The sequence below is a fragment of the Acinetobacter sp. YH12205 genome (genome assembly GCF_013418125.1).
Taxonomy (GTDB): domain Bacteria; phylum Pseudomonadota; class Gammaproteobacteria; order Pseudomonadales; family Moraxellaceae; genus Acinetobacter; species Acinetobacter towneri.
In genome coordinates this window covers 85,460-98,556 of the sequence record NZ_VPCQ01000005.1, presented here as the reverse complement: position 1 = coordinate 98,556, position 13,097 = coordinate 85,460, and the positions used below count along the sequence as shown (strand labels likewise).

Annotated in this window: 11 protein-coding genes and 5 tRNA genes; all 16 read right to left on the bottom strand. The window is 43.6% G+C overall.

Features of this window, described 5'->3' with window-relative positions:
• Window positions 1-131: 131 nt before the first annotated feature.
• Window positions 132-4,220: a DNA-directed RNA polymerase subunit beta gene (gene rpoB, locus FTU92_RS08300; protein WP_131260966.1), complete on the bottom strand. Its 4,089-nt coding sequence runs from the start codon at window positions 4,218-4,220 to the stop codon at window positions 132-134.
• Between the two features lie 307 nt (window positions 4,221-4,527).
• Window positions 4,528-4,899 carry a 50S ribosomal protein L7/L12 gene (gene rplL / locus FTU92_RS08295; protein WP_004975779.1) on the bottom strand — a complete coding sequence of 124 codons (372 nt, stop codon included), beginning with the start codon at window positions 4,897-4,899 and terminating at the stop codon, window positions 4,528-4,530.
• Between the two features lie 48 nt (window positions 4,900-4,947).
• Window positions 4,948-5,454, bottom strand: coding sequence for a 50S ribosomal protein L10 (rplJ, locus tag FTU92_RS08290; RefSeq protein WP_004975777.1), 507 nt, complete (start codon window positions 5,452-5,454; stop codon window positions 4,948-4,950).
• Between the two features lie 321 nt (window positions 5,455-5,775).
• A complete protein-coding gene (gene rplA, locus FTU92_RS08285; protein WP_004975774.1) occupies window positions 5,776-6,471 on the bottom strand; it encodes a 50S ribosomal protein L1 in 696 nt (231 codons plus the stop codon).
• 3 nt (window positions 6,472-6,474) lie between these two features.
• The gene (rplK, locus tag FTU92_RS08280; RefSeq protein WP_004975771.1) at window positions 6,475-6,903 is read right to left on the bottom strand and encodes a 50S ribosomal protein L11; all 429 of its coding nucleotides are present in this window, start codon (window positions 6,901-6,903) and stop codon (window positions 6,475-6,477) included.
• A gap of 116 nt (window positions 6,904-7,019) precedes the next feature.
• Entirely contained in the window at window positions 7,020-7,553 is a 534-nt protein-coding gene (gene nusG / locus FTU92_RS08275; RefSeq protein ID WP_004975770.1) for a transcription termination/antitermination protein NusG, read from the bottom strand.
• Between the two features lie 7 nt (window positions 7,554-7,560).
• Entirely contained in the window at window positions 7,561-8,001 is a 441-nt protein-coding gene (secE, locus tag FTU92_RS08270) for a preprotein translocase subunit SecE (protein ID WP_004975769.1), read from the bottom strand.
• Between the two features lie 73 nt (window positions 8,002-8,074).
• Window positions 8,075-8,150, bottom strand: a tRNA-Trp gene (locus FTU92_RS08265).
• A gap of 51 nt (window positions 8,151-8,201) precedes the next feature.
• The gene (gene tuf, locus FTU92_RS08260) at window positions 8,202-9,392 is read right to left on the bottom strand and encodes an elongation factor Tu (protein WP_004975768.1); all 1,191 of its coding nucleotides are present in this window, start codon (window positions 9,390-9,392) and stop codon (window positions 8,202-8,204) included.
• Window positions 9,393-9,540: 148 nt separating this feature from the next.
• Window positions 9,541-9,615 (bottom strand) — tRNA-Thr (locus tag FTU92_RS08255).
• Window positions 9,616-9,629: 14 nt separating this feature from the next.
• Window positions 9,630-9,705: transfer RNA gene (locus FTU92_RS08250), tRNA-Gly, on the bottom strand.
• Between the two features lie 36 nt (window positions 9,706-9,741).
• A tRNA-Tyr gene (locus FTU92_RS08245) sits at window positions 9,742-9,825 on the bottom strand.
• Between the two features lie 55 nt (window positions 9,826-9,880).
• Window positions 9,881-9,956: transfer RNA gene (locus FTU92_RS08240), tRNA-Thr, on the bottom strand.
• Window positions 9,957-10,054: 98 nt separating this feature from the next.
• Window positions 10,055-11,548, bottom strand: a complete 1,494-nt coding sequence (gene trpE / locus FTU92_RS08235; RefSeq protein WP_167845714.1) for an anthranilate synthase component I — start codon at window positions 11,546-11,548, stop codon at window positions 10,055-10,057.
• A 152-nt stretch (window positions 11,549-11,700) separates the two neighbouring features.
• Window positions 11,701-12,372, bottom strand: coding sequence for a phosphoglycolate phosphatase (locus FTU92_RS08230; RefSeq protein ID WP_179996501.1), 672 nt, complete (start codon window positions 12,370-12,372; stop codon window positions 11,701-11,703).
• Between the two features lie 61 nt (window positions 12,373-12,433).
• Window positions 12,434-13,084, bottom strand: a complete 651-nt coding sequence (locus FTU92_RS08225; RefSeq protein ID WP_180096068.1) for an FHA domain-containing protein — start codon at window positions 13,082-13,084, stop codon at window positions 12,434-12,436.
• Window positions 13,085-13,097: the final 13 nt, after the last annotated feature.

Here is a 13,097-nt window from a genome sequence, read left to right as displayed (position 1 = left end):
GTTTTCACATCCCAACTGGGTCACAAATATTGTTTTTTAACTGAGTTTTAATCCCCCTTAATCCCCCTTTTTCAAAGGGGGAAAAGTCCCTCTTTTATAAAGAGGGATTTAGGGAGATTTAATGGAGATGCTTAGTCACCATTTTTCAGTTCAATGTTGATACCTAAAGAACGGATCTCTTTGGTCAATACGTTAAACGATTCAGGCATACCTGGGTCCATATAATGGTTACCATCTACAATGTTCTTATAGATACGGGTACGACCTTCAACGTCATCCGACTTCACAGTGAGCATTTCTTGAAGCGTGTATGCAGCACCGTATGCTTCAAGTGCCCAGACTTCCATCTCACCGAAACGCTGACCACCGAATTGTGCCTTACCACCCAACGGCTGTTGCGTTACAAGTGAGTAAGAACCTGTAGAACGTGCGTGCATCTTGTCATCCACCAAGTGGTTGAGTTTGAGCATGTACATATAACCTACAGTCACTGGACGGTCAAATTTCTCGCCTGTACGACCATCGTACAACACGGTTTGACCAGAACGTGGTAATTCAGCCAGTTCAAGTAATTCTTTAATTTGACCTTCTTCTGCACCATCAAATACAGGAGTAGCCAACGGAACACCTGCACGTAAGTTGCCAGCCAATACCAAGATTTCATCATCAGTTAAGCTGTCAAGATCTTCTTGCTCGCCACCAACTTTGTTATAAATCTTGTCTAGGAACTCACGTAGTTCAGCAATTTCACGTTGTTGTTTGAGCATTTTATCAATTTGCTCACCCAAACCTTTGGCTGCCATACCCAAGTGTGTTTCAAGAATCTGACCCACGTTCATACGCGATGGTACGCCTAGTGGGTTCAATACGATATCTACTGGTACACCGTTAGCATCGTGCGGCATGTCTTCTACAGGCAAGATGTTTGATACAACACCTTTGTTACCGTGACGACCCGCCATCTTGTCACCCGGTTGGATGCGACGCTTAACAGCAAGATAAACTTTAACAACTTTCAACACGCCCGTAGTGAGTTCATCGCCTGTAGAAAGCTTACGTTTCTTCTCAGCGAATTTCTCATCAATTTCAAAGCTCTTCTCTTTCAAGAAAGTTTGAATTTGAGTTAAACGCTCAGCAATTGCTTCATCACTTGGTTGAATTTCAAGTAGATCAACTAACTCTAAACCAGACAACACATCTTCAGAAAGTTTGTCGCCACGTTTAGTTGTACCGCCACCGTTAGATTCTTGACCTTTTAATAAGCGGATAATACGTTCACGCGCTGCTTCTTCAAAGATTTTGTATTCTTCTTTCAAGTCTTTGCGGTATGCATCAAGTTGTGCTTTTTCAATCGCTTGTGCACGTTCGTCTTTTTCTAGACCATCACGGGTAAAGACTTGAACGTCAATCACAGTACCTTTAGTACCTGATGGAACGCGCAATGATGAATCTTTCACATCTGCTGCTTTTTCACCGAAGATTGCACGAAGCAATTTTTCTTCAGGCGTTAACTGAGTTTCACCCTTAGGCGTTACTTTACCAACAAGAATGTCGCCTGCAGTCACTTCAGCACCAATGTAAACGATACCAGACTCGTCTAGTTTAGACAGTGCAGCTTCGCCCACGTTTGGAATATCAGCTGTGATTTCTTCCGCACCCAATTTGGTATCACGTGCAACACATGACAATTCTTGAATGTGAATCGAAGTTAAACGGTCTTCTTGAAGTACACGCTCAGAAAGCAAGATCGAGTCTTCGTAGTTATAGCCATTCCAAGTCATGAACGCGACACGCATGTTCTGACCGAGTGCAAGCTCACCGCCATCTGTAGATGGACCGTCAGCCAATACATCACCACGACCTACCTTATCACCCATCTTCACCAAAACTTTTTGGTTAATACAAGTGTTTTGGTTTGAACGTGTGTATTTGATCAGGTTGTAGATATCTACACCTGCTTCACCCGCGATCATTTCTTCTTCGTTCACACGAATGACTACACGTGAAGCATCGACATATTCAATACGACCACCACGGTTTGCAATCACACATACACCTGAGTCATGTGCTACGTTCGCTTCCATCCCTGTACCCACAAGTGGTTTATCAGCGATAAGCGTCGGAACAGCCTGACGTTGCATGTTCGATCCCATCAAGGCACGGTTGGCGTCATCGTGCTCAAGGAATGGAATCAGTGATGCTGCTACAGATACAACCTGCTGTGCAGAAACGTCCATGTGCGTCACGCGCTCTGGCGGCATACGCACGAAGTCACCTTGGTGACGTACAGATACGAATTCTTCTGTTAAATTGCCATCTTGGTCTACGCTTGAGTCCGCTTGCGCAATGATCGTGCCCACTTCTTCAATTGCAGATAAATACTCAACCTCATCGGTTACACGACCATCAACCACTTTACGGTATGGCGTTTCCAAGAAGCCAAAATTATTACATTTTGCATAAACAGAAAGCGAGTTGATCAAACCAATGTTTGGACCTTCAGGCGTTTCAATTGGACACACACGACCATAGTGAGTTTGGTGTACGTCACGTACCTCAAAGCCTGCACGTTCACGTGTCAAACCACCTGGACCAAGCGCAGATACGCGACGCTTGTGGGTAATTTCAGACAACGGGTTGTTTTGGTCCATGAACTGAGACAATTGGCTTGAACCAAAGAATTCTTTGATTGCAGCAGCCACTGGCTTCGCATTGATTAAATCTTGCGGAGACAGGTTGTCTGTTTCAGCTTGTGACAAACGCTCTTTTACAGCACGCTCAACACGTACCAAACCAACACGGAATTGGTTTTCAGTCATCTCGCCCACTGAACGTACGCGACGGTTACCCAAGTGGTCGATATCGTCGACTTCACCTTTACCGTTACGGATTTCGATCAATGTTTTAAGTACATCGGTAATGTCTTCGTTAGACAAAATACCTTCAACTTCACGTGATTTCTGATCTGTACCCACTTCGTAAGGACGACCCAAACGACGGTTGAACTTCATACGACCTACTGGCGATAAATCATAACGCTCAGAAGAGAAGAACAAGTTATTGAACAGATTTTCAGCGGCTTCTTTCGTCGGTGGCTCACCTGGACGCATCACTTTGTAGATTTCTACCAAAGCATCTTCACGACCAACAGTTGTATCTGCACGTAAGGTGTCCGCAATGAACGAACCACGGTCGATGTCATTGGTGAATAGGATGTTAAATTGTTTAACACCACCTTCTGCAAGTTTCACCATGATTTCATGGCTTAACAAGGTGTTTGCAGCAATCACATCGCCATCTTTTAGCTGGATGTCTTCTGCAGTAATACGTTCGTACAAGTACTCATCAGGAACTGAAAGCTTCTCAAGACCAGCTGCTTCCATTTGACGTACGTGACGCGCATTAATGCGTTTACCTTGCTCAACAATCACTTTGCCGTCAGTATCAGTGATGTCAAATTGTGCCATTTCGCCACGTAAGCGTTCTGGGACAAGGTCAATTTGGTAGCTACCCATGTCTAAATAGACAGGTACTTTCTCAAAGAACAAGTCTAGGATTTGTTCATTGCTATAGCCCAATGCACGCAACACTACAGTCGCAAGCAATTTACGACGACGGTCAATACGCACATAAACGAGGTCTTTGGCATCGAATTCAAAGTCTAACCATGAGCCACGGTAAGGAATAATGCGTGCTGAATACAACACTTTACCGCTCGAGTGGGTCTTACCTTTATCGTGGTCAAAGAACACGCCTGGTGAACGGTGTAATTGAGAAACAATTACACGCTCAGTACCGTTAATCACAAAGGTACCGTTATCCGTCATCAATGGCATTTCGCCCATGTAGACTTCTTGCTCACGCACATCTTTGATTGATTTCGTTTCACGATCTTTAATGATCAAACGAATTTTTACGCGCATTGGTGCCGCATAAGTTGAGCCGCGAAGAATACACTCACGTACATCAAACTCAGGCTTACCAAGACTATACTCAACAAATTCTAAAGCAGCATTGCCAGAATAACTTTCTATAGGAAAAACTGAACGAAATGCGGCTTGGAGACCGATATCTTCGCGGCTTTTTGGAGTTTTGCCATCTTGAAGGAAAGTACGGTACGAGTCGACTTGAATCGAAAGCAAGTACGGTGCATCCATTACTTGGGGCAATTTACCAAAATTCTTACGGATCCGTTTCTTTTCGGTATATGAGTATGCCATCTGGAGTCCTCGGAAAGTAAACTAAACCCGCCTGCAGAACGGGTTTAGAAGGAATTACGCAGGCCGATATGGCCACCACTCTTTACAAATGCTGCAATTTTTAGTGGTATTAAAACGCTTAACAATATTTTTAAATGTGGAAAAATATTGGTAAGCGTTTGATTTTATTGATTTATATTGTTTTCGATGGTTTTCCCATCATTCAAACAAAAATCGAGCCGATAATTGTAACGCAAAAAGGCTGATGACCCAAGAGCCATCAGCCATTTTTTGGAGTCGATTATAAAAAAATCGACCCCCCTTAAGATTACTTAAGTGTAACTGTAGCACCAGCTTCTTCAAGTTTCTTCTTAAGCTCTTCACCTTCTTCTTTAGAAACAGCTTCTTTGATCACTGAAGGAGCGCCTTCAACGATGTCTTTAGCTTCTTTAAGACCAAGGCCAGTAGCTTCACGAACTGCTTTAATTACAGCAACTTTGTTCGCACCGAAAGAAGTCAACTCAACGTTGAATTCAGATTGCTCTTCTGCAGCAGCAGCGCCAGCGCCTGGAGCAGCAGCAACAGCAACAGCAGCAGCTGATACATTGAATTTCTCTTCAAAAGCAGAGATAAGTTCAACAAGTTCAAGAACAGTTTTTTCAGCAACTGCGTTTAAGATTTCTTCGTTAGTTAAAGCCATGAGAATAACTCCAAATGGAAATTGAATGGTGTGGAAATAAATTTAAGCTTATGCAGCTTCTGACTCGTTTTTCTCTTTGAGCGCAGTAATAAGGCGACCCAATTTCGAAATAGGAGCTTGAAGAACGTTTGCAAGCATAGTAAGCGCTTTTTCTTGGTTCGGAAGATTCGCAATTACGCTAACTTCAGCACCTTTATAAAGTTTGCCGTCAAATGCAGCAGCTTTAAGTTCAAATGCTTTATTCGTTTTAGCGAATTCTTCGAACAAGCGTGCAGCTGCACCCATGTCGTCTTCAGAAGTTGAGAAAGCTAAAATTGTTGGGCCAACAAGGTTGTCGTTCAAGATCGTGAATTGCGTATCTTGAAAAGCACGTTTAGCCAAAGTATTACGTACAACACGTGTAGTAACACCTAATTTACGCGCTTCAACACGTAGAGCCGTTAATTGCTCAACGCTCATACCTTGATAGTCAGCAACAACAGCAGAGAACGCTTTAGAAGCAACTTCGTTAACTTCTGCTACGATCTGTTTTTTGTCTTCGATAAGAAGAGCCATTGTAAAACCTCCTAACGGTGATTTATGTGCTTACGTGAAGCACACTCCCAATTCGTAAATTCATTGCTGAACTTACACGCGGAGGAGGAATAAATCACACCACCGCGTCTACCCAGGCTGGAAGATTAAGAAAGCAGCATAAAACTACTCTCGCCTGAGGTCTTTGACGCTGATAAATTCTCATTTACCAATTCAAAGTCCGCCTGAATGTCCCCCTCTCCTGCTAGGAGAGGGTTAGGGAGAGGTTTAACCCTCATCCCGACCTTCTCCCAGAGGGAGAAGGAGACTTTTCAGGACTTTAAAATTCTTTCTAAGTCAGACTTAGTTAGAAACGTTCTGTACATCAATAACAAGACCAGGACCCATAGTAGAGCTCAAAGTGATCTTTTTGATGTATACGCCTTTAGAAGTTGCAGGCTTTAACTTTTTCAAGTCAGCAACTAAGGTTTCAACGTTTGAACGAACTGCTTCAGCAGTAAAGCCAACTTGACCAATCGCAGCGTGGATAATACCCGCTTTGTCTACACGGTAACGCGCTTGACCTGCTTTTGCATTTTTAACTGCAGTCGCAACGTCAGGAGTTACAGTACCCACTTTAGGGTTTGGCATTAAGCCACGTGGACCAAGAATCGTACCCAACTTACCTACTACGCGCATTGCATCCGGAGCTGCAATCACAACGTCAAAGTCAAGGTTACCCGCTTGAATGCTTTCAGCTAAGTCGTCGAAACCAACTACGTCTGCGCCTTCAGCTTTAGCAGCTTCTGCAGCAGCACCTTGAGCGAAAACAGCTACACGTACAGTTTTACCAGTACCTGCAGGAAGTGTAGTCGCACCACGAACAACCTGATCAGATTTACGTGGGTCAACACCTAGGTTTACCGCAACATCCAAAGATTCTTTGAATTTAGCAGCAGGAAGGTTGTTTAGAACTTCAACTGCTTCTTCCAAAGTGTAAACTTTGTTTGCTTCTACAGCAGCAGCAATGGCTTTTTGACGTTTAGTTAACTTTGCCATGTCTTATAGCTCCACATCCAAGCCCATAGAACGTGCAGAACCAGCAATGGTACGCACACGTGCTTCTAAATCAGCACCAGTTAAATCTGGTTCTTTAGTAGTCGCGATTTCTTCTAATTGAGCACGAGTCAACTTACCAACTTTGTTTTTGTTAGGTACAGCTGAACCCTTTTGAATGCCTGCAGCTTTCTTAAGAAGAATTGCAGCAGGAGGAGTTTTCATGATGAATGTGAACGACTTGTCGTTGTACACAGTGATCACTACAGGAATTGGCAAACCTGGTTCAACTTTTTGTGTAGCAGCATTGAATTCTTTACAGAATGCCATGATGTTAACACCACGTTGACCTAATGCAGGACCAATTGGTGGAGATGGATTCGCTTTACCAGCTGGAACTTGCAGCTTGATATAGCCGTCAATCTTCTTAGCCATTTCAAATTACCTCTGGGTACAAACGCCGCTAGGCTCCCCAATATTTTAAGTAACGATACCGTTACAACAACAATGCCCGATTCATAATAAATCGGGCGTTTTCCAACCACTCAAACTTAAACGGATTTTTCGACTTGACGAAATTCCAGCTCAACCTGAGTAGGTCGATTAAATACATTAATTGTCAACGTTAAACGTGACTTCTCGTATTGAACTTCTTCCACCACGCCTTTAAAGTCGGTGAATGGACCATCAATCACAAGTAATTCTTCGCCTGGTTCAAACATCGTCTTCGGACGAGGTGCTTCACCAGTATTGCGTACACGTGCAAGAATCGCGTCAGCTTCTTTTTGCGTAATTGGGGCAGGCTTTTCTGCTGTACCACCAATAAAACCTAAAACTTTTGGACACTCTTTAACAATGTGCCAAGTTTCATCGTTCATTTCCATTTCAACCAATACATAGCCTGGAAAGAACTTACGCTCTGACTTACGTTTCTTACCATCCTTCATTTCTACCACTTCTTCGGTAGGAACAAGGACTTCACCAAAGCTATCGGCAACAGCGCTACGCTGGATTCGATCATTAAGCGAACGCATCACTTGTTTTTCATAACCTGAGTAGGCATGAATAATGTACCAACGTTTCATAGCTCTTTTACCCGATAATTAACTTGATTGCCCAGCCTAACAAATAGTCAAAACACCACAATACAATTGAAGTGACTACAACAACAATCAATACATGCCATGACGTTGTTACAGTTTCCTGTTTAGTAGGCCAAGTGACTCGACGTAACTCAATACGTGAATCTTTAAGCAAACGAACAAAGCCTTTGCCTTGATGGGTGGCGTATAATAAACCTAAAGCCACAACGATACAAGCCAAAATTACCCCAACACGCACCCAAATATCATTGGCTGGTGCCCAATACGCAGGAAGATGCTGATTCACCATCATCGAAGCGATGAATAAAATCAAAGCGATACCCCACAACACGTAGTCTAATGGAGAACTCGATTGAACAACTTCAGCAGAATTATTTCTTTGAGGGATTGGCGCGTCGCTTAATGCGTCACGCGATTTATCATTCGACATTTTTGTACTCGTCGTAGAATTCGCGACTTATTATATGACTAGATTAGCCGACATCAAGCTTTTTTAAAAAAAGTGGCAGGCCAGGAGGGACTCGAACCCCCAACATTCGGTTTTGGAGACCGACGCTCTACCAATTGAACTACTGACCTACAAAACAGAACGAGAGCCAAAGCTCTCGACCTGTTTAACACATTCTATAATTATGCTGTTACTTTAGCAACAACACCAGCACCTACAGTACGACCACCTTCACGGATCGCAAAACGTAGACCTGGGTCCATTGCGATTGGGTGGATTAATTCTACTGACATTTCAACGTTGTCACCTGGCATTACCATTTCAACGCCTTCTTTCAACTGGATTGCACCAGTTACGTCAGTTGTACGGAAATAGAATTGTGGACGGTAACCGTTAAGGAATGGAGTGTGACGACCACCTTCTTCTTTAGAAAGTACGTATACTTCCGCATCGAATTTAGTGTGTGGCTTGATTGTACCTGGTTTAGCAAGTACTTGACCACGTTGTACGTCTTCACGCTTAGTACCACGTAAAAGAACACCACAGTTCTCGCCCGCACGACCTTCGTCAAGAAGTTTACGGAACATTTCTACGCCAGTTACAGTTGTTTTAACTGTGTCTTTGATACCAACGATTTCAACTTCTTCGCCTACTTTCACGATACCAGTTTCTACACGACCAGTTACTACTGTACCACGACCAGAAATAGAGAATACGTCTTCGATTGGCATTAAGAATGCTTGGTCGATTGCACGTACTGGCTCTGGGATGTAAGTATCAAGCGCTTCAACAAGAGCAACTACAGCATCTTCGCCATATTGACCTGATTCACCGTTAAGTGCAGCAAGTGCTGAACCACGGATTACTGGAGTGTCGTCGCCTGGGAAGTCGTAAGTAGAAAGAAGTTCACGAACTTCCATTTCAACTAATTCGATTAACTCTTCGTCGTCTACGATATCGCATTTGTTTAAGAATACGATGATGTAAGGTACACCTACCTGACGAGAAAGAAGGATGTGTTCACGAGTTTGTGGCATTGGACCATCAGTCGCTGAACAAACAAGGATCGCACCATCCATCTGAGCAGCACCAGTGATCATGTTTTTAACATAGTCGGCGTGACCTGGGCAGTCTACGTGCGCGTAGTGACGAGTTGGAGAGTCGTATTCTACGTGAGAAGTATTAATTGTAATACCACGTGCTTTTTCTTCTGGTGCAGAGTCGATAGCAGCGTAATCTTTCGCTTCACCACCAAACTTACGTGCACATACTGTAGCAATCGCAGCTGTTAAAGTTGTTTTACCATGGTCAACGTGACCGATTGTGCCCACGTTAACGTGTGGCTTATTACGTTCAAACTTAGCCTTAGCCATGTTCATCTTCCTCGTTTACGTCGAACACAATGCTGAGTAAAACTCTGCCCCGACATATCGCCTAAAAAACTAGACACCTAATACTTGAAAAGCAGACTAATAAGCCTGCTTTTTGAAAATCTTGTGCGAATAATCGCTAAACTGTATCTGGAGCTCTTATCGAGATTTGAACTCGAGACCTCTCCCTTACCAAGGGAGTGCTCTACCACTGAGCTATAAGAGCGACAAATCCTTCGATGGAGCGGGAGACGAGGATCGAACTCGCGACATGCAGCTTGGAAGGCTGCCGCTCTACCAACTGAGCTACTCCCGCATCTATGTTGGTAATTACCACTTCTATCGAAGTTAATGGTGGTGGGAGAAGGATTCGAACCTTCGAAGCTTACGCGGCAGAGTTACAGTCTGCTCCCTTTGACCGCTCGGGAATCCCACCATTTTCACACTTACTCAGTGTTCGTTCTTTACTTAACAACTCGAACTCTCTAAGATGGTGCCGGCACACGGATTCGAACTGTGGACCTACTGATTACAAGTCAGTTGCTCTACCAACTGAGCTATGCCGGCGTTTCTTAGTGTTTCGTACGTTTCGTATCGGAACGGTGTGCAGTTTAGCAAAACTTGAAATCCGTGCAAGTGTTTTTTTCAAAAAAAACGCTAAAAACTCATAAAATCAATCCATTTGATGATAATTCAACCGCTTTGATCACTGCGCGAGCTTTTATTTGGGTTTCATTCCATTCAGATTCAGGATTTGAGTCCGCAACTAGACCTGCGCCTGCCTGTACATAGACCTTATTTTGACGAATAACACAGGTACGAATCGCAATCGACATGTCCATTTCGCCATGCCAGCCTAAATAACCAACAGCGCCACCAAAAACACCACGTTTTACAGGCTCAACTTCATCAATAATTTCCATGGCACGAATTTTTGGTGCACCCGAAAGCGTCCCTGCAGGGAAAGTTGCCTGAAAAACATCCAAAGCATCGACATCATCGCGCACTTCACCTTGCACATTGGACACAATATGCATCACATGCGAATAACGCTCGATCACCATTTGATCAGTCACTTGTACTTTACCAATTTTGGCGATACGCCCGACATCATTACGCCCCAAGTCAATCAGCATTAAATGTTCGGCAATTTCTTTTTCATCCGACAATAAATCTTGCTCAAGCGCTAAATCTTCTTCTTTGGTTTTACCGCGCGGGCGTGTACCTGCTAAAGGACGCACGGTGGCAATGCCATTTTCTAAACGTGATAAAATTTCAGGTGATGAACCGACAATATGAAACGGCTGATCATCACCTAAAGTTTTGCCTTGCACCAAGAATAAGTACGGCGATGGGTTGAGATGACGTAAAGCACGATAAACCTGCAACGGCTCACCATCAAAATCTGACACCATGCGATGCCCAGGCACTACTTGCATAACATCGCCTGCACGAATGTATTCTTTGACGGTATCAATGGTCGCCAAGAATTTTTCTTTGCCTGTAAGCGATTCAAAATGTGGTGGCGTATGTTTTTCTGCTTTTAGGCTAATCGGGGTTGCTAAAATTTCTTCTAGTGCATCGAGTTGTTGCTGCGCCTGAGTATAAGCATCTGCCTGCGCCGCATCAGCATGCACAATTAAGAACAAGGTATCTTTTAAGTTATCAAATACGATGACTGTTTTAGACAACATCATCCAAATATCAGGTAAACCGACTGGATCTTCTGCAGGCACATTCTTTAAACGAGGTTCGATATAACGCACTGCATCGTAACCAAAATAACCCACCAAACCACCTGTAAAGCTTGGCAATTCAGGCAAGTCGGCTTGTGTAGGTACTTTAAATTGCGCCTGAAAATCGCGGATATACTGAAACGGCTGCGCACAAGTTTGTTTTTCGATTGAACCATCGGCGTGTTGGATGGTGAGTTCACCCGCATTGCAGGAGAAAACTGTAGATTCACCCAAACCAATAATTGAATAACGCGCCCAGTTTTCACCGCCTTCTACAGACTCAAACAAATAAGCTTGTTGATGCTGCTTCAAACGCGCAAATACCGACAATGGAGTTTCGGTATCAGCCAAACGCTGGCGATATACAGGAATGAGGTTGTAGCCTGCTGCTTTAAGTTGTTCAAATTGAGTCTGAGTGGTCATGTGGAGCTCTCTATATTTCGATGTAGCAATGTTTTCGATAAGACGAAGTGAAGGACGGTTGTAGATTGACTAGCGTCGCCATCGAAATATGGGCATTACAGCCTGACTCATATTGATATCCTTTATAGCAATTAGCGCGAAGTTTTAAGCACTTAAATATTTAACAATTCAGTTAAATTATCCACAATTTGTTGTGGCTGACAATTGGCAATCGGCTCACCATGATTATAGCCGTAGCTGACTACAATACAATCAATCCCCGCTCGACGCGCGGCTTCAACATCATTAGAAGAATCACCAATCATCAAGACTTGAGACTTCTCCACCTGATAATGCTCAACACAATGCAGCAATTGACGCGGGTGTGGTTTACGCTCCTCAAAGCGATCTCCACCAATCACATCATCAAAATAGTGTTGCATCTCTAATGCTTCAACAATGGCACGAGCTGGCTGCTCAGGTTTATTAGTCACACAAACTAAGGTTTTTTGTTGTGCTTTTGCCCAGTCCAAAAATTCAATAATGCCCGGGAATGGTTGTGTGTCGATACACGGATCGGCATTATAAATTTCTAAGAAGGTGTTCAGTAGCTGTTGTTGCTGTTCAGGGTGAACTTCGCCCATTAAGTGCGATAAGACACTATTGCAAAATACCGCAGTTCCCTTCCCCACCCAAGTTCGCACTTGCTCCAATGTTACCAAAGGCAGTTGCAGCGCATTTAAACTCATGTTCATGGCGCGGTATAAATCTGTCGCAGAATCGACCAAGGTGCCATCTAAATCAAATAAAATGACTTGACGCGTATCAAGCTGAGTAATAGACATTCTTCCCCCTAAATGAACAAAGGCATGCGTTCGCATGCCTTGATTGTAAAGCAAAGGCTGCTTATTTAAACAATAGCCAAGCCAAAACCGCCAAAATCACCAAAACAATCAGTGAAATCAAACCAACAGAGGCATTTTTCTGTTGTTCTTTCTCTTGTTCCATACGAGAAACAGGCTCCTCGACAGGCACAGGTTTTGGCTCTGCTGGAACTGCATGAATATCCACACCTTCTGGAATAGGTGCTGGTTTCGGCACTGCCACGCCTTGCGGCATACCATCTCGGTTTAATTGAACAGAACTGTCACGTTGATTCAATTCAGGCATTCCCTGCTCATTCATTTGCTGTGCAGGTGTTTTTTCTGTTTGCGCTGTGACTTTTTCTGCAGTTTCAGCAACATCAACCGCATGCTCTAACTCAACCGCAGGCGCAAGTACCGAAAACTTTAAGCTGGCAAATTGGACGATATCACCTTCTTTAAGTAAGGTTTCATCGGCAATGCGTAAATCATTTACAAAAGTGCCGTTGGAAGAATTTAAATCTTGCACATACAGCGCTTGTTCTTTAAGTAAAAAAGCCGCATGTTTACGTGAAATTTCTGCCGATTGCAGCACCAAATCTGCACTTTGATGACGCCCCACCAACATATCACGGTCGATACTAATTTCTTGGCCAGTAAATTCACCGCTAATTGCTTGTATTTTCCAAGTCATAAATAACTTCTCT